The following is a 19,056-nucleotide window of genomic DNA, read 5'->3' as shown; positions in this document are numbered from 1 at the left end:
CCGAGGTCGCCGAGCGGGCCGGCTCGGTCGCGGTGCAGACCCGCCAGCAGATCGTCGGCGTGGTCGAGAACATGTCGTGGCTCGAGCAGGCCGACGGCTCCCGGCTCGAGCTGTTCGGCTCGGGCGGCGGGACGCGCGTCGCGCAGCGGCTCACCGAGCTCACGGGCGGTGACGTGCCCCTGCTGGGTCAGATCCCGCTCGACGTCGCGCTGCGCGAGGGCGGCGACGAGGGCACGCCCGTCGTCCTGAGCGACCCGGACTCCCCCGCCGCCGCGGCCCTGCTGCAGATCGCGCGGTCGCTCGGCGAGCGTCGGCGCGGCCTGGCGGGCCGTTCGCTCGGCCTGTCCCCCGCGGGCCGCTGACGCCCGGGCGCTCGCTCGACGCGCACCACCCCGGGACCGCAGTCCTGTTTGTTTCTGTTGGGTCATGTGCGACGATGTTCGAGTGCTGGCGACTCAACGACAAGAGCTGATCCTCGCGGCCGTGCGCGAGCACGGCGCCGCACGCGTCTCCGACCTCGTCGTCGAGCTCGGCGTCTCCGACATGACGATCCGGCGCGACATCGCCGAGCTCGCGCGCGCCGGGCTCGTGCGCCGCGTGCACGGCGGAGCGGTCGCCCCCGAGGGGACGCGCGCGTCCGACGAGCCCGGCTTCGACGTCAAGGTCGAGCACAGCGGCCCGCAGAAGGCCGCGATCGCGCACGCCGCGCACGCCGATCTCGAGCCCGGCCAGACGGTCGCACTCTCCGCGGGGTCGACCACCTACCGGCTCGCCGAGCTCATCGCGCAGGACGCGGGCCTGCGGCCGTTCACCGTCGTCACCAACGGCCTGCGGATCGCCGACGCGCTGCACCGGGCGGTCGCGCCGCACGGGCTCGAGGTCGTGCTGACGGGCGGCGTGCGCACGCCGTCCGACGCGCTCGTCGGACGCGTGGCGGACGCGTCGCTCGGGCTGCTGCGGGTCGACCGCGCGTTCCTCGGCGTGCACGGCCTCGACGAGTCCGGCCTCACCACGCCCAACCTCGCGGAGGCCGCGACCGACCGCGCGCTCATGGGCCGCGCCGCCGCCACGACCGTCCTGGCCGACCACACCAAGTGGGGCGTCGTCGGGCTCGCGAAGATCGCCGACCTCGACGAGGTGGACCTCGTCGTGATGGACGACGAGGCTCCCGCCGCCGCCCGCCGCCTGCTCACCGACCGCCTGCAGACGGTCGCGGCCGCGTCCTCACCCGACGACACGGCGCCCGATGCCACGACACCCGACGACACAGCAGCACCCGGCAACACGGCAGACCTCCGCCCCGCCACCCAGGAGCACCCGGCATGAGCCTCGACACGAGCGCGCGCGTGCGCGTGACCTCCACACGCCTCGCGGACGGCCGCGAGCTGCTCTACTTCGACGACTCCGAGCCCTACGTCTCGGGCACGGCGACGCGACGGCTCGACGACCCTCGCCCGCTCCCCGACCGCTTCGCGCCCGACGCCGACGGCCACCTGCCGGCCGGCCCGGAGCTGCGCCGCGACCCGCTGACCGGCGAGTGGGTCGCGATGGCCGCGCAGCGGATGAACCGCACGTTCCTGCCGCCCGCGGACGCCAACCCGCTGGCCCCCGCCAAGCCGGGCGCGGCGTACCAGGACGGCGAGATCCCGGCCGAGGACTACGACGTCGTCGTGTTCGAGAACCGCTTCCCCTCGCTCCTGCGCGTGCCGGGCGCGTCCGACGACGTCACGTTCCTGGACGACGAGACGCTCTGGCAGACCCGGGCGGCCGCGGGCCGCTGCGAGGTCGTGTGCTTCTCGTCGGACGCGACCGCGTCGCTGCGCACCGTGAGCCCGCGACGCATGCGCACGATCATCGAGGCGTGGGTGCACCGCACCGAGGCGTTGAACGCGACCGAGGGCGTCGAGCAGGTGTTCGCGTTCGAGAACCGCGGCAAGGAGATCGGCGTCACGCTGCACCACCCGCACGGGCAGATCTACGCGCTGCCGTACCTCGCGCCGCGCACCGCGACGATGCTCGCGACCGCGCAGGAGCACCGCGCGCGCACGGGCCGGCTCCTGGGCCGCGACGTGCTGGACGCCGAGCTGCGCCACGGCACGCGCGTGGTCCTCGAGTCCGAGCACTGGGTCGCGTACGTGCCGTTCGCGGCGCGCTGGCCCGTCGAGGTGCACCTCGTGCCGCGCCGCGACGTGCCGGACCTGCCGGCGCTGACCGACGACGAGCGCGCCGACCTCGCGACGACCTACCTCGAGCTGCTGCGGCGGCTCGACCTGTACTTCGTCGACGACGAGACCGCGATCCCGCTGCCGTACGTCTCGGGCTGGCACCAGGCGCCCGCGCGGCAGGGCCGCGAGGACTGGCGTCTGTCGCTGCAGCTGTTCTCGGTGCTGCGTGCGCCCGGCAAGCTCAAGTACCTCGCAGGAGTCGAGTCCGGGGTCGCCGCGTGGGTCTGCGACACCACGCCCGAGCGCATCGCGCGTCGGCTGCAGGAGATCGCGTGACGGCGGGTCGCGCGACGACCTGGGTGCACGCCTGGGACGAGGCGACCGGGCGGGACCGCGCGACGGACGCGTTCACCGCGTCGTACGGCACGGCGCCCGACGGCGTGTGGTCCGCGCCCGGCCGGGTCAACCTCATCGGCGAGCACACCGACTACAACGGCGGGCTGTGCCTGCCCGTCCCGCTCGCGCACCGCACGTACGCGGCGCTGCGGCGCCGGGACGACGACACCGCGCGGCTCGTCTCGGCGTGGGACCCGACGGACGCGGTGACCGTCGAGCTCGCGGGCGTCGCGCCCGGCACCGTCGAGGGCTGGACCGCGTACGTCGTCGGGGTCGCGTGGGCGCTGCGCGAGCGCGGGCTGGCCGTGCCCGGCTTCGACGTCGCGGTCGACTCGTGCGTGCCCGTCGGCTCGGGGCTGTCGTCGTCAGCGGCGCTGTCCTGCTCGGTCGCGCTCGCACTCGACGCGGTCGGTGCGCTCGCCCAGGACCGCGCCGCCCTCGCCGCGGACTGCGTGCGCGCCGAGAACGAGATCGCAGGCGCGCCCACGGGCGGCATGGACCAGGCGGCGGCGCTGCGCACCGTCCCCGGCCACGCGCTGCTCCTCGACTGCCGCGACCAGTCGGTGCGGCACGTCCCGTTCGACCCCGCGTCCGAGGGCCTCGCGCTGCTCGTCATCGACACCCGGGCCGAGCACGCACTCGTCGACGGTCAGTACGCGGCCCGGCGTGCGACGTGCGAGGAGGCAGCCGCCCTGCTCGGCGTTCCCACGTTGCGGGAGCTGACGGACTCACCCGCGCGGGCCGCGAGCGCGCTGGCGACCCTCGACGACGGCACCCCCGAGGGTGGCGTGCGGATGCACCGGGTGCGGCACGTGCTCACGGAGATCACGCGCGTGCAGGAGTTCGTCGCGCTGCTCGACGCGGGCCGCCTGCGCGACGTCGGTCCCCTGCTCGACGCCTCACACGCCTCGTTGCGCGACGACTACGAGGTCTCGTGCCGCGAGCTCGACGTCGCGGTCGAGGCCGCCCGGGCGGCGGGCGCGCTCGGCGCGCGCATGACCGGCGGCGGCTTCGGCGGCTCGGCGATCGCGCTCGTCGAGGCCGGGTCGGTCGAGGCCGTGGCGGACGCGGTGGACGCCGCGTTCCGCGACGCGGGGCTCCGCCCGCCGGCGTTCGTGGCCTGACGCACGGCCGTTGCTCGCCGTGTGCGGCCGGCGTCTCGCCCCGCGCGGCAGGTGTCCGGGGCGGCACGCGCCCCTATCGTGACTCCGTGACCGACCCCGCTCACCGCCGTCCGCGCCCCGCGCGTCTCGCCGTCCCGGCGGCGTGCGCGGCGATCGCCGTGGTGCTGCTCGTGGTGGCGGCGATGCTGCACGCCGCGGACCCGGCGGGAGTCGTGGGCATGCCCGCGCTGGGCACGCCGCTGTGGTGGTGGGCGGTCGTGGTCGTGCTCCTGCAGGCGGTGGCGCTCGCGTCGCGGCCGCACGCGGACGCACGCGTGCTCGTCGCGGTCGCGGTCGGCGTCCCCGCGCTGGCGGGTCTCGGCGAGGGGATCGGCGTGTGCCTGGTGGCCGTCCTCGTGGCCGCCTACGAGGTCGCGCTGCACGGGAGGCAGTCGCGCACCGTGCCCGCACTCGTGGCCGCCGGGCTGCTCGTGGCCGCCGGAGTCGTCTGGAGCGAGCTGCGCATCGGGACCGAGGTCGCGATCGCGATCACCGGCGGTCTGGTGCAGGCGGCGGGGACCGTCGGCCTGCCCGTGCTCGTCGCGACGTTCGTAGGGGCGCGGCGCGAGGCCCGCGCGGCCCAGGCCGACTCGCTGGCCGCGCGCGCCCGCGAGCACGACGCTCTCGTGCGGGTCGCCGTCGAGCGCGAGCGCACCGCGATGGCCCGCGAGCTGCACGACATCGCCGCGCACCACCTGTCGGGCATCGCCGTGATGAGCGGCGCGATCGGCCGCCAGATCGACGTCGACCCGGCCGGTGCGAAGGTCGCGGTGGCGCAGGTCCGCGAGCAGAGCACCGCCATGCTGCGGGACCTGCGCAACCTCGTCGTGCTGCTGCGCGACGACGACGCACCGGCCGAGCAGGCGGGCGTCGTGCGGATGGAGACGCTCACGGGCGTCGCCGAGCTCGTCGCGACCGCGCATGGACAGGGTCTCGACGTGACGCTGCGGCGCGAGGGCCCCCTCGACGAGCTCGCCGCCTCGGGCGCGCTCGGGCCGCTCGCCCAGCTCGTCGTCTACCGGACCGTCCAGGAGTCCCTCGCGAACGCCGGCCGGCACGCCCCCGGGGCACCGTGCGAGGTGCACCTCGACGCGCGGACCGACGACCGCCTCGAGGTGACGGTCCGCAACGGCCCGCCGCCGCAGGACCAGGAGCCACCTCGGCACGACCCGGGCTACGGGCTCGTCGGGATGCGCGAACGCGCCGAGGTCACCGGCGCGCGCCTCCGGTACGGTCCGACGGGCGACGGCGGCTGGCAGGTCCGCCTCACGGTGCCGTTCGCCGCACCGTCCGCCGACCTGACGACGACCCCGGAGGGCGACGCCCCGTGACCGACCCGATCGCCGCGCGCACCGTGCTCACGTCCGACCTCGGCGCGACCGGCCCGACGGCCACGATCCGCGTGGTCGTGGCCGACGACCAGGCGCTCGTGCGCACCGGGCTCTCCACGATGCTCGACACCGAGCCGGACATCACGGTCGTCGGGCAGGCCGCCGACGGTGCGACCGCCGTCGAGCTCGCCCGGTCGCTGCGCCCGGACGTCGTGTGCATGGACATCCGCATGCCCGGCACGGACGGCATCACCGCGACGCGCGAGCTGTGCGGACCGGACGTCGAGGACCCCGTGCCCGTGCTGATCCTCACGACGTTCGACGTCGACGAGTACCTGTTCGGCGCGCTCGAGGCGGGCGCGTCGGGGTTCCTGCTCAAGGACGCCGAGCCCGCGGTGCTCGTCGACGCGGTGCGATCGGTCGCCGCCGGACAGGGCATGCTCGCCAACGCGCTGACCAAGCGCGTGCTCCGCGAGGTGGTCACGCGGCGGCGGACGCAGCCGGTCACCGCAGCGCGGGCGACCGAGCTCCTCACGCCGCGCGAGCTGGACATCCTGCTCCTGCTCGCCCAAGGGATGTCCAACGAGGAGATCGCCGCGACGCTCGTCGTCGAGGTCTCGACCGTGAAGTCACACCTGGCCCGGGCGATGCCGAAGCTCGGGGTGCGGTCGCGGCTGCAGGCCGTCGTCTGGGCGTACCAGAACGGCATCGTCGAGCTCGGCGGCTGACGTCCGCGGGCGCTTGCATCGAAGGATGCAAGCCTCGCAGTGCCGTCGTCGGAGGCTCGTGACGGTGGGCTCCCGGTTCCTAGCGTGAGGGCGACATCACGCAGGACGAGGAGCCCACGATGACCACCACCACCACGAGGACCGACGTCTCGGTCCAGCTCACCGACGTCCACAAGACCTACCACGGCGCCACGGACGTGCACGCGCTGCGCGGCGTCTCGATCGCGCTGCCCGCCGGGTCCCTGACCGCCGTCATGGGGCAGTCCGGCTCGGGCAAGTCCACGCTGCTGAACTGCGCCGCGGGCCTCGACGTCCCGACGAGCGGGCGCGTCGCGGTCGGCGGGCAGGACCTCACGGGTCTGCCCCCCGACGCGCTGACGCGGTTCCGCCGCGACCGGATCGGCTTCGTCTTCCAGTCGTACAACCTCATCGGTCACCTGACGGTCGCCGAGAACATCGCACTGCCGGTGCTGCTCGCCGGCCGCGCGCCGGACCAGCGCTGGCAGGCTCAGCTGCTGGCCGCGCTCGGGCTGGCCGGGCTCGAGGACCGGCTGCCGGGCCACCTGTCGGGAGGGCAGGCCCAGCGCGTCGCGATCGCGCGTGCGCTGTTCACCCGGCCCGACGTCGTGTTCGCCGACGAGCCCACCGGCGCCCTCGACTCGCGCAGCGGCGCCCAGGTGCTCGAGCTGCTACGGGACACGGCGGCCTCGCTCGGGCAGACGGTCGTGCTCGTGACGCACGACAGCCGCGTGGCCGCCACGGCCGAGCGCGTGCTGTTCATCGCGGACGGGGTCATCGCGGACGTCCTCGAGGCTCCGACCGCCGAGCGCGTCAACGCGCGCATGCTGGAGCTGGGGCGATGACCGGCATGTGGTTCCTCGCCCGGCGCGGGGTGCGCGCCCACCGCGGCAGCATGGTCGCCACCTCCCTCGTGCTCGGCCTCGCGGCCGCGCTGCTGTCCATGACCGGCTGGCTCCTGGTCGCGGGGCTGTCCGCGGGTGCGGACGACGCGCACGGGTTCGAGCTGGTCGCGCTGTCGACGTCGTTCGCGGGCACCGCGCTCTCGCTCGTCGTGCTCGTCGTCGCGGCCACCGTGACGCTCGCGCTGCGCCAGCGGCGTCGCGAGCTCGCGCTGCTGCGTGCGGTCGGCGCGACCGGTCGTCAGGTGCGGCGCCTGGTGGACGGTGAGGTGCTGACCGTCACGCTCGTCGCCGCCCCGGTGGGTGCGACGGCCGGGATCGCGCTCGCGTGGTTCCTGAGGCCCGTGCTCGAGGACGCGGGGTTCGTCGTGCCGCACGTCGACGCGCTGCTCGCACCGCTCCCGCTGCTCGGTGCGACGCTGCTGCTCGTCCCCACCGCGCTGGGTGCCGCGCGGATCGCCGCGCGCGAGTCCCTGCGGCTGTCACCGACGGCCGCCGTCGGCGACAGCCGCGTCGAGTCGCGTGAGGTCGGCCGGGTGCGCCGCACGGCCGCGCTCGTGCTGGCTCTCGGCGGCGTCGTGGTCGCGTGCACCCCGGTCCTGATCCCCGGGACGATGGGGGCCGCGACCGCTGCGACCTCGGCCTTCCTGCTCGTCGCCGCAGCCGCGCTCGCCGGCCCCGTGCTCGTGGCCTGGACGTTCGACCGCGTGTCCGGGCTGGGCAGCGGCGGCCGCACCAGTGCCACGACCCGGCTCGCGCTCGCCAACGTCCGCGGGTTCTCGCGCCGCCTGACGACCGTCGTCGTGCCGCTCGCGCTCATGCTCGCGGTCGGCACCGTGCAGACGAGCGTCAACCAGGCGGTCACGCTCGCCACCGACCAGCAGCTCACGCAGGCCGTCGGCGCCGACCTCGTCGTCACCGGTCCGGCGGGGCTGACGCCCGCCGACGTCGCCACCGTCGGCGCGCTCGACGACGTCACCGTCACGCCCCTGTCCGCTGTGCCCGCGCAGGTGCGTACCGAGGAGGACGAGACCTTCGGCTCGGCGCTGTCGTGGGAGTCGACCGGCATGCGCGTGCTCCCCGCAGCGACGAGCCCGGACGTGCTCGACCCGGGGATGGTCGACGGCTCGCTCGCCGACCTGGCCGAGCCCGGGACGGTCGCGGTCAGCACCGACGCGCGGTTCGAGCTCGGCGTGCGCCTCGGCGGCACCCTCACGTGGCGGCACGACGGCACCGTGCACACCTCGCGGGTCGTCGCCGTCTACGATCGCGGCCTCGCGCTCGGACCGCTGCTCGCCTCCGACGAGGCCCTGCGGGAGGCCGGCGTGACCACCACGCCCGACGCGCTGCTCCTCGGGACGCGTGCCCCGAAGTCGGTCGTCGGAGCGCTGGCGGGCACGGGGCTCCTCGTGCAGGACGTCGACGCCTACGTCCAGGCCGTAGCCGACGCGTCCGCGGCGGGGACCCGGCTCTCGTCGGTGCTCGTCCTCCTGCTGCTCGCGTTCGCAGGGATCGGTGCGGCGAACGCCGTCGTGCTCGCGACGGCCGGGCGCCGCTCCGAGCTGCTGCTCCTGCGCCGGACCGGCGCCACCCGGCGCCAGCTGCTCGGCACGACCTTCCTGGAGGCGGTCGTCACGGGTGCGAGCGCGTGGACCATCGGGGCGTTGGCCGTGCTGCCGGCGGTGCTCGGCGCCACGTTCGGGCTGCTCGGACCGGCGCTGCCCGCTGTCGACCTGGCGACGACCGGCCTGCTGTCCGCCGCGGTGCTCGCGATCCCCGTGGTGTGCACCCTGGCGACCGTCGCACGGGCGCAACGGTCGGACTCGCTCGCGGGAGGGCGAGACGACTCGTGAGCGCTCCGGGTCCGTCGCCTCAGCCGGGCGGCGGACCCGGCTCCCGCCGTCGCTGCACGTCCTCGTGCATCGAGAAGAACAGCGAGTACGGCGTCCCGTCCGGGTCGGACGGGCGCTGGGCGTACTCCTGGAACAGGGCGTCGAGGCGCCCGACGAGCGCGCGGGCCGCCTCGTCGTCGAGACGCAGCCCCAGACGGACCATCGGCTGGTCGTCCAGGTCCTCGACGAGGGCGAGCTCCTGCAGGAACGTGTCGACGAGCACGCGCGCCTGACCGGGCTGCGACGGGGAGCGCCACGACTTGCGGGTCGCGCGGTACGGCACCTCGCGCGCGCCGCGGGTCCCGCGCCGCGCGGGCTCGGCGACCAGGAAGCCGCGGTCGACCAGCGTGCGCACGTGGTGCAGGACCGTGGCCGGGTGGCGTCCCAGCCGCTGGGCGATCTCGCGGTTGGTGAGCGACTCGTCGAGGCACAGCCGCAGGATGCGGATCCGCAGGGACGACGCGAGCGCGCGGGCGTCCGCATCGGCGTCCTCGCGGACCTCGGGCGCGACCGGCCGTGGCTCGGCTGCGGGTCCCTGGGCCGCACCCGGTGGCGGGTCGGGCGGGTGCGATGCGGAGGCCATGGCCTCATCCTGCCACTGATTGACTATTCCCAATCACTCGCGCATCCTGGCGTCGTGACAACGCCCCCACCCACCGCCTCGCCGCAGGAGACCGCGCCCGCGCCCGCGCGCCGCCGCTCGCTCGTCCACCACCGCGACTTCCGCTGGCTGTGGGCAGGCGACGCCACCGGACAGCTCGGCGCGCAGCTCACCGCGCTCGTGCTGCCGGTCTACGCGGTCGAGCACCTGCACGCGACCGAGTGGCAGATGGGACTGTTGAACGCCGCCGAGACCGCGGCGTTCCTCGTCATCGGGCTGCCGGCCGGTGCGTGGGTCGACCGCATGCGCAAGCGCCGCGTCCTGATCGTCGCGGACCTCGTGCGCGCCGCCGTGCTCGCCGTGGTCGTCGCGAGCGCCGCGACCGGGCACGCGTCGATCGCGCTGCTCGTCGCCGCCGCGGCCGCCATCTCGGTCGCGAACGTGTTCTTCGACGTGTCGCACCAGAGCTACGTCCCGGGCCTGGTCGGCCTCGAGAACATCGTCGAGGGCAACTCCAAGCTCCAGGCGACGCAGTCCGTGGCGCTGGTCGCCGCACCCGCCCTCGGCGGCGCCCTCCTGCGCGTCGTCGCGGCGCCCGCACTCATCGCGGTCACCGTGGTGACCTACCTGTTCTCGGCGTTCGGCGTGGGCCGGATCGCGCACCGCGAGACCACGCCGTCACCCGAGGACCGACGCCCGCTGCGGACCGAGATCGCCGAGGGGCTGCGGTTCGTCGTCCACCAGCCGATCCTGCGGCGGATCGTCGCCACCACCTCGATCGGCAACTTCGGCGGCGCCATCTCGGCGGCGGTCATGGTGATCTTCGCGCTGCGCACGCTCGAGCTCGACACCGCCGCCTACGGCACGGTCGTCTCCGCGGCGGCCGTCGGCGGTCTGACCGGCGCGTTCACCGCCGACCGGATCAGCCGACGCGTCGGCGAGGCCCGCGTCATCCCGATCTCGGCGCTCGCGTTCGTCCCCGCTGCCGTGCTCACGCCGCTCGCGGCGAGCCTGCCGCTGTCACCTCAGGTAGTGCTGGTCGTCGGCGGCGTCGTGCTCAACTTCGCGGTGCTCGTCTACAACATCGCGCAGGTCAGCTTCCGTCAGCGCCTGTGCCCGCCCGCGCTGCTGGGCCGCATGAACGCCTCGGTGCGGTTCATCGTCTGGGGCGTCATGCCGCTGGGCGGGCTCGTCGGCGGCTGGCTGGGGCACGCGCTCGGCGTGCTCCCGACGCTCTGGGTCGCCGCCGCCGTCACCGCGCTGTCGGTGCTGCCCGTGGTGGTCTCGCCCCTGCTCGGCATGCGCGACCTGCCGGTGCCGACGCCCGACGCGGAAGCCCCCCGCTGAGACTCAGCCCGCCGGCACTCCCGCCGGCGGGGCAGGCTGGGCAGCGCGCGTGCGCACCTGAGGGCGCAGCGACCCGATCGCCGCAACTGCCAGAGCGGCCAGCGCCACCCCGAGCGCGACCGTCGTCGTGACGCTCCCGGCCACGCCCCAGCCGCCGAGCGGCGTCCCTGGCCCCGACGCGCCGAGGTTCTCCATCGCCGACCCCGCGACCCCGAGCAGCACGACGAGCACGCCCGCGACGACCGCCTGGCTCCCCGCGGCCACCCGGCGCGCCGCCAACCGGCGCAGCGCCAGGTCGTCGGCGACGGAGACGTCGGGCACGGCGCGTCGCTGCGTGATCTGGCGCAGCACGACCTCTGTGCCCACGAGCACGAGCACGACCGTCACGACGGCGCCGATGCCGTGCGGCGCGCCCGGGAACGGCGTGGCGCGGCCCCACGCCTCGTCGGTCTGCGCCGTGATCCCGCGGCCGGACTCGTCAGCGAGGAGCGCACCCGCCACGGCGACCGCGACGGTGGCCGCCGCCCAGGCCCAGACGAACCGCCGCGGCCCCGACGCCGCGACCTGACGGACCGACCGCACGACGAGGGGCGCTCGCCGCGCGGTGCCGGTCGGTCGCGGCCAGGTGCCCTCACCCACGGCGTGCACCGCGAGGAAGGCGAGCCCGACGAGCAGCGCCGCGCCCCACACGGCGACCTCGTCGACGCGCATCGCTCCCACCGCGAGCACCGGCGCCAGGACGACGCCGCCGGCGGCGGCCACCCAGGCCAGCGTGGCGATCCTCGTCGCCCGTCGCCGCGCGGCGTCCAGCGCCGTCGGCACCGACTCGAGCGGCGCCCCGTCCCCCGGGCCACCGCCCTCGCCGTAGGGACTCGTGCGCGTGGCCCCCTGCGCCACACGCACGGCCATCACGACGATGAGGACGATGAGCGCCACCGTCATCAGGACGACGAGCAGCAGGACCACGATCCAGATCGGGACCATCATGGGAGCTCCCCCTCGAGCAGGCGTGCCCCGGCCCGCGGCCGGGACGTCTGGAGTGCGCCGCGCACGAGCGCGAGCGCGTCCTCGTCGGACAGACCCGCGCGGTGCGCCGCGGCGACGAACTCGCGCGCCGCACGGCCCGGCGCATCGTCGGCGGGCACGACGTCCGCCGCGACCACCGTGCCCGTGCGACGCCGCGTGACGACCACGCCCGCCGCCTCGAGCTCGCGGTAGGCGCGGGCGACCGTCCCCGGGGCGATGCCGAGGTCCGCCGCGAACGCGCGGATCGTCGGCAGGCGCGCGCCGGTGGCCAGCCGACCGGCGGCGACGTAGCCGGCGACCTGCTGCCGGATCTGCTCGAACGGGGGCACGGACGACGCGAGGTCGAGCTCGACCACGAGCCCGTCGCGCTCGTCGGCCAGGTCCGTCACGGCACGCTCCCGCCATCCGTCAATGAGTCAGTACATTGATACATTGACGGATGGCGGGCGTCAAGCCGCTCTACAGGTCGTACTCCACGACGAGCGGCGCGTGGTCGGAGAACCTCGCGTCGTACGTCGCCGCGCGGTCGACCGTCGCACTCACGGCCGCGTCCGCGAGGTCCGGGGTCGCGAACTGGTAGTCGATGCGCCAGCCGGCGTCGTTGTCGAACGCCTTCCCGCGCCAGGACCACCACGTGAACGGGCCCGGGCCCTCGCCCCCGAGCTCGCGACCCAGGTCGCGCCAGCCCAGCTCGTCGAGCCAGCGGTCGAGGTAGGCGCGCTCGACGGGCAGGAAACCCGCGCTCTTGAGGTTGCCCTTCCAGTTCTTGATGTCGGGCTCGCGGTGCGCGATGTTCACGTCACCCGCCACGACGGCGTACCCGCCCGCCGCCGATATCTCGGCCAGGCGGGCGGTGACGACCTCGAGGAACGCGAGCTTCTCGTCCATCGAGGGCGTGCCGAGCGTCCCGGAGTGCACGTACGTCGAGACCACCGTGACGGTCCGCGGGGGTGCGCCGTCGTGCGACGCGATCTCGAGGTCCGCCTCGACCCAACGGCCCGAGTCGCCCGGCACATCGGTGCCCAGCCCGATGCGGATCGCGGACATCGGCAGCCGCGTCGCGATCGCGACGCCCGACCGGCCCTTGGTCTGGCTCTCCTCGTGCGCGAGGTGCCACTCGCCCGGGGGCAGGTGGTCGGCGAGGATCTCGTCGCTGGCGCGCACCTCCTGCAGCAGCAGGACGTCCGGGTTCCGGCTCTCGAGCCAGTCCCCCATCCCCCGGCGGAACGCCGCCCGGATGCCGTTGACGTTGACGGTCGCGATGGTGAGCACTGCGTTCCTCTCCGACGATCAGGTGCGCCGCACAGGCGGCCCGGACGATCCTGCCTCACGGCACCCGCGCGGCGGCCCGTCGTCCACCGCCGCCGTCGCGACGAAGGCTCACCCCGGGCGGTGCGTATCAGCACCTGCGGCGCTCGCACCTTGCCTACGAGTGCTGCGAACGAGCCCGCCCGCGGGCCCGCACCGGACGTCGACCATCTCTCGACGAACGAGCCACGATGCACGGGAGGCTCCCGTGGCGACCCTCAACGGCTGGCCCGAGGCCCGCGAGTCGGCCGTCGTGCGGATCGTCGTCGGCGGCGACGCGAACGGCGTCACCACGCTCGACGGCGACGTCTCGACGGCGTTCCGGTGGCTCCTGGAGCAGTTCCACGCCCGCGTCGAGCCGATCTCCGAGGTCAACGGCTGGCGCTCGGCGGCGTTCAACAAGCAGATCGGGGGCGCCGCCCGGTCGAACCACATCAGCGGGACGGCGGTCGACGTCAACGGCGCGCGGCACCCGTTCGAGCGCCACCACCCCGGCAAGCGCTACTCGTCGGGCTTCACCAACGCCCAGGGCCGCGCGGTGCGCGCGATCCTCAAGGAGGCCGGCGGGCTGTTCGGCTGGGGGCTGGACTTCCCTGTCGGCCTGCGCGACGCGATGCACTTCGAGCTGGCCAACGGGACGACCAAGGCGGACGTGGCGGCCTTCGTCGCGACGCTACGTGCACGGAAGGCTGCGCCGATCGCAGCCACGACAGACGAGGACGAGGACATGCCGACTGCCGACGAGATCGCCCAGGCCGTGTGGTCCTACCGGAACGCCAAGCTCGAGCGCAAGGACACCTACGCGCTGCTGCGGCGCACCAGCGCGAACGCCGAGGCCGCCGCTCACGCGACGATCGACGCGCAGGGCATCGCCGACGCGATCGCCGCCGCGCTGCCCGAGGGCAACCTCACGCGGGCCGACGTGCGCCGCGCCGCGCGCCTGGCGATCCAGGACGTCCTGCGCGCCCAGCCGGAGGAGCCGTCGACCCCGGCCGAGCCCGCGCCCGCCGAGAAGCCGGCGCCCAAGGCCAAGGCGAAGGCCGCCCCGAAGCCCTGACGACTCAGCCCTCCTGCGACCCTTGCGACCCCTGGGCCTCCTGCGCGAGCTGTGCCCTGAGCCGGGCCCGCGCGTTCGCCTTGGCAGCTGCCTCACGGTCCGCGCGCGCCTGCGCCGTCTCCGCCGCGTACGCCGCGTCGCGAGAGGCACGCGCGGCGATGTCCACGTTGGTGGCGAGCTGCCACACGCCGAGCAAGGTCACGACCAGCCCGACGACGGCCGCGCCGACCGCGAGCACGACGAGCAGGCCCCCGAACCCCTGCGGCGAGCTCCCATCCGTGCTCGCGACGAGGGCGATACGCCACCAGAACGCGAGCAGGACGCCCGGCAGGAACAGTCCAAGTCCCCAGACCAGGGTCTTGGCGGATGGTCCGTAGTCCCGCGTCATCGCGGTCCTCCCTCTCGTCGTGCCGGCGCGTCCGCGCTGACGGCAGCGTAGAGGCAGACGGAGGGTGCGCGGAAGCGTTGCGCGCACCCTCCGTCTGCGTCGCGGCGTTCAGGAGGCGGCGAGGCGCTCCGCGGTCTCCACGACGTTGCTCAGCAACATGGCCCGGGTCATCGGCCCGACCCCGCCCGGGTTGGGCGAGACCCAGCTCGCGACCTCGCGCACCCCCGGGTCGACGTCCCCGACGACGCGGCTCTTGCCGGTCTCGGGGTCCGTCGCCCGCGACACCCCGACGTCCACGACGACCGCGCCCGGCTTGACCAGGTCGGCCGTGATGATGCCCGGCACACCCGCCGCGGCGACGATCACGTCGGCGTTGCGCGTGTGCTCGGCGAGGTCGACGGTGCCGGTGTGCGTGAGCGTCACGGTCGCGTTGACCTCGCGCCGCGTGAGCAGCAGGCCGATCGAGCGGCCCACGGTCACGCCGCGCCCGACGACCACGACGTCCGCACCGCGCAGGTCGACACCGTGCCGCTCGACGAGCTCGATGATGCCGCGCGGCGTGCACGGCAGCGGGCTCGTCACCGGCTCGTTGACGCGCAGCACCAGGCGACCGAGGTTCGTCGGGTGCAGACCGTCCGCGTCCTTGTCCGGGTCGATCAGCTCGAGCACGCGGTGCGTGTCGATGCCCCGGGGCAGCGGCAGCTGGACGATGAAGCCGGTGCAGGCGGGGTTCTCGTTGAGCCGCCGGACGGCGGCCTCGATGTCCTCCTGCGTCGCGTCGGCGGGCAGCTCCTCCTGGATCGAGGAGATGCCGACCTCGGCGCAGTCGCGGTGCTTGCCCGCCACGTACCACTTGCTGCCCGGGTCGTCGCCGACGAGCAGCGTGCCGAGCCCGGGCGTCACGCCGCGCGCCGCGAGTGCCGCGACGCGCTGCGTGAGCTCGGTCTTGATGGTGGCCGCGGTGGCGGTCCCGTCGAGGATCTGGGCCGTCATCGTCGTGCCCCTCAGTACTGGTGGAGGTTCGGGTACAGCGGGAACGCCGCGGTCAGCGCGGCCACGCGGGCCTTGAGCGCCTCGGTGTCGGCCGCGTCACCCTGCACGAGCGCCGTGGCGATGACGTCCGCGACCTCGGTGAACTCGGCGTCGCCGAAGCCGCGCGTGGCCAGCGCGGGCGTGCCGATGCGCAGGCCCGACGTGACCATCGGGGGCCGCGGGTCGTTCGGCACCGCGTTGCGGTTCACGGTGATGCCTGCCTCGTGCAGCAGGTCCTCGGCCTGCTTGCCGTCGATCGCCGCGTTGCGCAGGTCGACGAGCACGAGGTGCACGTCGGTGCCGCCCGAGCGGACGCTGATGCCCGCCTCGGCGACGTCGGCCCGCGTGAGTCGCTCGGCGAGGATGGCGGCACCGCGCACGGTGCGCTCCTGGCGGTCGCGGAACTCGGGCGTCGCGGCGATCTTGAAGGCGACCGCCTTGGCGGCGATGACGTGCATGAGCGGGCCACCCTGCTGACCCGGGAAGACCGCCGAGTTGATCTTCTTGGCGAGGTCCGCGTCGTTGGTCAGGATGAAGCCCGAGCGCGGGCCGCCGATCGTCTTGTGCACGGTCGAGGACACGACGTGCGCGTGCGGCACGGGCGAGGGGTGCACGCCCGCGGCGACGAGGCCCGCGAAGTGCGCCATGTCGACCCACAGGTAGGCGCCGACCTCGTCGGCGATCTCGCGGAATGCCGCGAAGTCGAGCTGACGCGGGTAGGCCGACCAGCCGGCGATGATCACCTTGGGCTGGTGCTCGATCGCGAGGCGGCGGACCTCGGCCATGTCGACCAGCGAGGTCTGCTCGTCGACGCCGTACGCCACCACGTCGTAGAGGCGACCCGAGAAGTTGATCTTCATGCCGTGCGTGAGGTGGCCGCCCTGGTCGAGCGCGAGGCCGAGGATCGTGTCGCCGGGACGCGCGATCGCGTGCAGGACCGCGGCGTTGGCCGTCGCGCCGGAGTGCGGCTGGACGTTGGCGAACTCGGCACCGAACAGCGACTTGGCGCGCTCGATCGCGATGGTCTCGGCGATGTCGACCTGCTCGCAGCCGCCGTAGTAGCGGCGGCCCGGGTAGCCCTCGGCGTACTTGTTCGTCAGGACCGAGCCCTGCGCCTGCAGGACGGCCAGGGGCACGAAGTTCTCGCTCGCGATCATCTCGAGCGTGCCCTGCTGGCGGGCGAGCTCACCGTCGAGGACGGCGGCGATCTCCGGGTCGAGGTCGGCGATGTTCTGGTTCAGCACGTTGTCGCTCATTGCGGCAGCTCCTGTTGCAGGTGGCCGTGCGGGCGCGATCGGCGCCCATGCACGCGGACGGTCCGGTGATGAGGCGACCGAGGGCCCAGGCGTCCGACCCCGTGGTCCAGCTGCTTCGTCGCTCCCCGGTGGTGACCCACCTCGTTGCGCCAGTCACGACGCGCACAGACTAGCAAGCCGCCCCACCCCCACGACGAGCCCTTTCACGCCTACGCGCCCGCACCTACGCCCCGCACGTGCGCACCCCTGTCTGCCCGCGCAGGCTTACCGTCGCCTCGCGGATCGATGCAGCGATCGATGCAGAGTTCGTCGCCGTCAGCCGCACTGCTCCTGCATTCATCCCTGCACCGACGGTGCTGACACGGCTGGGAGTCGCCGGCCGTGGCGGGTCAGGGGGTGGGTGGGGGGTCTTCCAGGCGGGCGAGCCAGCGGGTGAGGATGTTGCGCAGGGTCTCGACGTCGGCGGGGTCCAACGCGGCGAGCAGGCGGTGCTCGTTGGCGAGGTGGTCGGTGAACGCGGCGTCGATGAGCGTCTTGCCGGCGTCGGTGAGCGCGACGACCCTCGCCCGGGCGTCGCACTCGGAGACACGCCTCGTGACCAGGCCCGCCGCCTCGAGCCGGTCGATGCGCTTGGTCATGCCGCCGCTCGTGACGAGCGTGTGCGAGGCGAGATCGCCTGCCGTGCGCTCGTAGGGCGATCCCGCGCGGCGCAACGTCGCGAGCACGTCGAAGTCGCCCTCGCTCAGGCCGTGCTGCCGGTAGACCGCGACGAGCTCGTCGGTGAGGTGCCCGGCGACGCGGTGCAGCCGCCCGATCACGCCCTGAGGGCTCGGGTCCAGGTCGGGTCGCTCGCGGCGCCAGGCCGCTTGGATCTGGTCGAGCCGGTCGGGCCGGTCGTGGTTCGGGGAGGACACCGCTCGACCATATCTTCCGCGGAAGGTAGATTGTCTTCCATGGAAGGAAATCTCCGCTGGATGCTCGTCACCGCCTTCGCCCCGATCACGTGGGGCGCGAGCTACTACGTGACCCGGCACCTGCTGCCGGCCGACTCCCCGCTGTGGGGCTCGGCGCTGCGCGCGCTGCCTGCCGGCCTGATCCTCCTGCTCGTCGCCCGCCGCCTGCCGCACGGCTCGTGGTGGTGGCGCTCGCTCGTGCTCGGCACGCTCAACATGGGCGCGTTCTTCGTCCTCGTCTACGTCGCCGCCCAGCTCCTGCCGACGAGCATCGCCGCGACGGTCATGGCGACCTCACCCCTGGTCATGATGCTCATCGCCTGGGCGCTGGTCGCCCAGCGACCGGCGCTGCCCGCGGTCGCGGGCGGCGTGCTCGGCCTCGTCGGGGTCGCCGCGATGGTCCTGACGGGCGCCGGGACGCTCGACGCGCGCGGCCTCGTCGCGTCGGTGACCGCGATGCTCATGTCGAGCGTCGGCTTCGTGCTCGCGCAGCGCTGGCGCGACGACGCGGTCGACGTCCTGTCCTCGACCGCGTGGCAGCTCGTCGCGGGCGGACTCACGCTTCTGGTCGCCGCGTTCGTCGTCGAGGGCGCTCCCCCGGCGCTCGACGCGCCCGCCTGGGGCGGACTCGCCTTCCTCTCGCTCGCCGCGACCGCGCTCGCCTACCTCGCCTGGTTCGCCGGCTTGCGCCACCTGCCTGCCGGGACCGTCGGGCTCGTCGGCCTGCTCAACCCCGTGACCGGCCTGGCCCTGGGACTGCTCGTCGGCGGTGAGCGGCTGTCCGCCCAGCAGGCTGTCGGCGCACTCGTCGTTCTCGCTGGCGTCACACTCGGCCACCCCGCACTCTCCCACCGAGCGCGCGCGGCCCGCGGCCTCGCCCGTGCCGTGGGCGCCCTGCCCGACGACAGCCGCCGCGGCGTCGGTGCTCCCACCCTCGATGCTCCGGCCCTCGGCGCGCCCGCTCCCGACGCACCAGCTCTCGACGTGGCTGCACTCGACGTAGCCACGCCCGACCAGTCCGTGTCCGGACGCGCGCGGGTCGGGTCCGCGACCGGCTCCCGCTGACCACCGCGCGGGCGACCACTAGCCTCGCCTGCGTGATCCTCTGGCTCAACGGACCCTTCGGCGTCGGCAAGACGACGTGCGCGGCCGAGCTCGTCGCGCAGCATCCGGGGACACGGACGCACGACCCCGAGGCGCTGGGGTGGTGGCTGCGCCGCACGCTCGGGCGGGCCACCGGCACGAGCGACTACCAGGACCTGCGCGCGTGGCGGCGTGGCACGGTGCGCGCGGCCTCACGCCGCGCGCGGCCCGACGGCGTGCTCGTCGTGCCGATGACGCTGCTGGACCCCGGCCACGCCGACGAGGTGCTCGGCGGGCTCGCCGCACGCGGGCACGACGTCCGCCACGTGACGCTGCACGCGTCGCCCGACGAGCTGCGTCGGCGCATCGAGGGCGACGCCGCCGACCCCGGCGCGCGGGCATGGCGCCTG

At 74.6% G+C, this 19,056-nt stretch carries 20 protein-coding genes and 1 riboswitch; of the genes, 12 read left to right on the top strand and 8 right to left on the bottom strand.

Annotated elements, in window-relative coordinates; genetic code table 11:
* The 8 genes from CWIS_RS19505 to CWIS_RS12315 all read left to right on the top strand — a co-directional run.
* On the top strand, nucleotides 1–362 hold a 362-nt coding region (locus tag CWIS_RS19505), incomplete at its 5' end, for a P-loop NTPase (RefSeq protein WP_231583845.1).
* An 82-nt stretch (nucleotides 363–444) separates the two neighbouring features.
* Nucleotides 445–1,326 (top strand): DeoR/GlpR family DNA-binding transcription regulator, encoded by an 882-nt coding sequence (locus CWIS_RS12345; RefSeq protein WP_082156431.1) that lies wholly within the window; start codon nucleotides 445–447, stop codon nucleotides 1,324–1,326.
* Nucleotides 1,323–2,501, top strand: coding sequence for a galactose-1-phosphate uridylyltransferase (gene galT / locus CWIS_RS12340; protein WP_048343582.1), 1,179 nt, complete (start codon nucleotides 1,323–1,325; stop codon nucleotides 2,499–2,501). The genes CWIS_RS12345 and galT overlap by 4 nt, the downstream gene beginning before the upstream one ends.
* Entirely contained in the window at nucleotides 2,498–3,685 is a 1,188-nt protein-coding gene (gene galK / locus CWIS_RS12335; RefSeq protein ID WP_048343581.1) for a galactokinase, read from the top strand. The genes galT and galK overlap by 4 nt, the downstream gene beginning before the upstream one ends.
* Before the next feature lie 86 nt (nucleotides 3,686–3,771).
* Nucleotides 3,772–5,055 (top strand): sensor histidine kinase, encoded by a 1,284-nt coding sequence (locus CWIS_RS12330; protein ID WP_048343580.1) that lies wholly within the window; start codon nucleotides 3,772–3,774, stop codon nucleotides 5,053–5,055.
* Nucleotides 5,056–5,120: 65 nt separating this feature from the next.
* Nucleotides 5,121–5,783, top strand: a complete 663-nt coding sequence (locus CWIS_RS12325) for a response regulator transcription factor (protein WP_082156434.1) — start codon at nucleotides 5,121–5,123, stop codon at nucleotides 5,781–5,783.
* 119 nt (nucleotides 5,784–5,902) lie between these two features.
* Entirely contained in the window at nucleotides 5,903–6,646 is a 744-nt protein-coding gene (locus CWIS_RS12320; protein ID WP_048343579.1) for an ABC transporter ATP-binding protein, read from the top strand.
* Entirely contained in the window at nucleotides 6,643–8,556 is a 1,914-nt protein-coding gene (locus CWIS_RS12315; RefSeq protein ID WP_082156430.1) for an FtsX-like permease family protein, read from the top strand. The genes CWIS_RS12320 and CWIS_RS12315 overlap by 4 nt, the downstream gene beginning before the upstream one ends.
* Nucleotides 8,557–8,575: 19 nt before the next feature.
* On the opposite strand, the gene CWIS_RS12310 is transcribed toward CWIS_RS12315, so the two are convergent.
* A complete protein-coding gene (locus CWIS_RS12310) occupies nucleotides 8,576–9,178 on the bottom strand; it encodes a transcriptional regulator (protein WP_048343577.1) in 603 nt (200 codons plus the stop codon).
* A gap of 54 nt (nucleotides 9,179–9,232) precedes the next feature.
* Between CWIS_RS12310 and CWIS_RS12305 the strand changes: the two genes are divergently transcribed.
* The gene (locus CWIS_RS12305) at nucleotides 9,233–10,543 is read left to right on the top strand and encodes an MFS transporter (protein ID WP_048343576.1); all 1,311 of its coding nucleotides are present in this window, start codon (nucleotides 9,233–9,235) and stop codon (nucleotides 10,541–10,543) included.
* Between the two features lie 3 nt (nucleotides 10,544–10,546).
* Here the strand turns inward: CWIS_RS12305 and CWIS_RS12300 are convergent, their stop codons facing one another.
* The 3 genes from CWIS_RS12300 to CWIS_RS12290 form a co-directional block, all read right to left on the bottom strand.
* The gene (locus CWIS_RS12300; RefSeq protein ID WP_141371776.1) at nucleotides 10,547–11,530 is read right to left on the bottom strand and encodes a hypothetical protein; all 984 of its coding nucleotides are present in this window, start codon (nucleotides 11,528–11,530) and stop codon (nucleotides 10,547–10,549) included.
* Nucleotides 11,527–11,958 carry a GntR family transcriptional regulator gene (locus tag CWIS_RS12295; RefSeq protein ID WP_082156429.1) on the bottom strand — a complete coding sequence of 144 codons (432 nt, stop codon included), beginning with the start codon at nucleotides 11,956–11,958 and terminating at the stop codon, nucleotides 11,527–11,529. The genes CWIS_RS12300 and CWIS_RS12295 overlap by 4 nt, the downstream gene beginning before the upstream one ends.
* Nucleotides 11,959–12,028: 70 nt before the next feature.
* Nucleotides 12,029–12,841 carry an exodeoxyribonuclease III gene (locus tag CWIS_RS12290; protein WP_048343574.1) on the bottom strand — a complete coding sequence of 271 codons (813 nt, stop codon included), beginning with the start codon at nucleotides 12,839–12,841 and terminating at the stop codon, nucleotides 12,029–12,031.
* Between the two features lie 244 nt (nucleotides 12,842–13,085).
* Here CWIS_RS12290 and CWIS_RS12285 point away from each other — a divergent pair, with 244 nt between their 5' ends.
* Complete coding sequence (locus tag CWIS_RS12285) at nucleotides 13,086–13,934, top strand: M15 family metallopeptidase (protein ID WP_048343573.1); 849 nt, start codon at nucleotides 13,086–13,088, stop codon at nucleotides 13,932–13,934.
* A 4-nt stretch (nucleotides 13,935–13,938) separates the two neighbouring features.
* Here CWIS_RS12285 and CWIS_RS12280 read toward each other — a convergent pair whose 3' ends face one another.
* The 4 genes from CWIS_RS12280 to CWIS_RS12265 form a co-directional block, all read right to left on the bottom strand.
* Nucleotides 13,939–14,322, bottom strand: a complete 384-nt coding sequence (locus CWIS_RS12280; RefSeq protein ID WP_048343572.1) for a hypothetical protein — start codon at nucleotides 14,320–14,322, stop codon at nucleotides 13,939–13,941.
* Nucleotides 14,323–14,430: 108 nt separating this feature from the next.
* A complete protein-coding gene (locus tag CWIS_RS12275; RefSeq protein ID WP_048343571.1) occupies nucleotides 14,431–15,315 on the bottom strand; it encodes a bifunctional methylenetetrahydrofolate dehydrogenase/methenyltetrahydrofolate cyclohydrolase in 885 nt (294 codons plus the stop codon).
* Between the two features lie 11 nt (nucleotides 15,316–15,326).
* Entirely contained in the window at nucleotides 15,327–16,610 is a 1,284-nt protein-coding gene (gene glyA / locus CWIS_RS12270; RefSeq protein WP_048343570.1) for a serine hydroxymethyltransferase, read from the bottom strand.
* A gap of 76 nt (nucleotides 16,611–16,686) precedes the next feature.
* A riboswitch (ZMP/ZTP riboswitch) is annotated at nucleotides 16,687–16,777 on the bottom strand.
* A 222-nt stretch (nucleotides 16,778–16,999) separates the two neighbouring features.
* A complete protein-coding gene (locus tag CWIS_RS12265; protein ID WP_048343569.1) occupies nucleotides 17,000–17,524 on the bottom strand; it encodes a MarR family winged helix-turn-helix transcriptional regulator in 525 nt (174 codons plus the stop codon).
* Nucleotides 17,525–17,563: 39 nt separating this feature from the next.
* Between CWIS_RS12265 and CWIS_RS12260 the strand changes: the two genes are divergently transcribed.
* Nucleotides 17,564–18,628: a DMT family transporter gene (locus tag CWIS_RS12260; protein ID WP_231583842.1), complete on the top strand. Its 1,065-nt coding sequence runs from the start codon at nucleotides 17,564–17,566 to the stop codon at nucleotides 18,626–18,628.
* A 32-nt stretch (nucleotides 18,629–18,660) separates the two neighbouring features.
* Nucleotides 18,661–19,056 (top strand): AAA family ATPase (locus CWIS_RS12255; protein ID WP_048343616.1); only part of this gene is annotated, 396 nt, incomplete at its 3' end.

The sequence above is a fragment of the Cellulomonas sp. A375-1 genome (assembly GCF_001040865.1).
Taxonomy (GTDB): Bacteria; Actinomycetota; Actinomycetes; order Actinomycetales; family Cellulomonadaceae; genus Cellulomonas; species Cellulomonas gelida.
Note: the sequence above shows the minus strand (reverse complement) of the source record. Positions and strands in the feature narration are given on the sequence as shown.

Excerpts from the sequence above, each read along its gene's own strand:
- CWIS_RS12315 (WP_082156430.1), top strand. The coding sequence starts at position 6,643 with ATGACCGGCATGTGGTTCCTCGCCCGGCGCGGGGTGCGCGCCCACCGC.
- CWIS_RS12320 (WP_048343579.1), top strand. The coding sequence starts at position 5,903 with ATGACCACCACCACCACGAGGACCGACGTCTCGGTCCAGCTCACCGAC.
- glyA (WP_048343570.1), bottom strand. The coding sequence starts at position 16,610 with ATGAGCGACAACGTGCTGAACCAGAACATCGCCGACCTCGACCCGGAG.
- CWIS_RS12280 (WP_048343572.1), bottom strand. The coding sequence starts at position 14,322 with ATGACGCGGGACTACGGACCATCCGCCAAGACCCTGGTCTGGGGACTT.
- CWIS_RS12260 (WP_231583842.1), top strand. The coding sequence starts at position 17,564 with ATGGAAGGAAATCTCCGCTGGATGCTCGTCACCGCCTTCGCCCCGATC.
- CWIS_RS12275 (WP_048343571.1), bottom strand. The coding sequence starts at position 15,315 with ATGACGGCCCAGATCCTCGACGGGACCGCCACCGCGGCCACCATCAAG.
- CWIS_RS12310 (WP_048343577.1), bottom strand. The coding sequence starts at position 9,178 with ATGGCCTCCGCATCGCACCCGCCCGACCCGCCACCGGGTGCGGCCCAG.
- galT (WP_048343582.1), top strand. The coding sequence starts at position 1,323 with ATGAGCCTCGACACGAGCGCGCGCGTGCGCGTGACCTCCACACGCCTC.
- CWIS_RS12300 (WP_141371776.1), bottom strand. The coding sequence starts at position 11,530 with ATGATGGTCCCGATCTGGATCGTGGTCCTGCTGCTCGTCGTCCTGATG.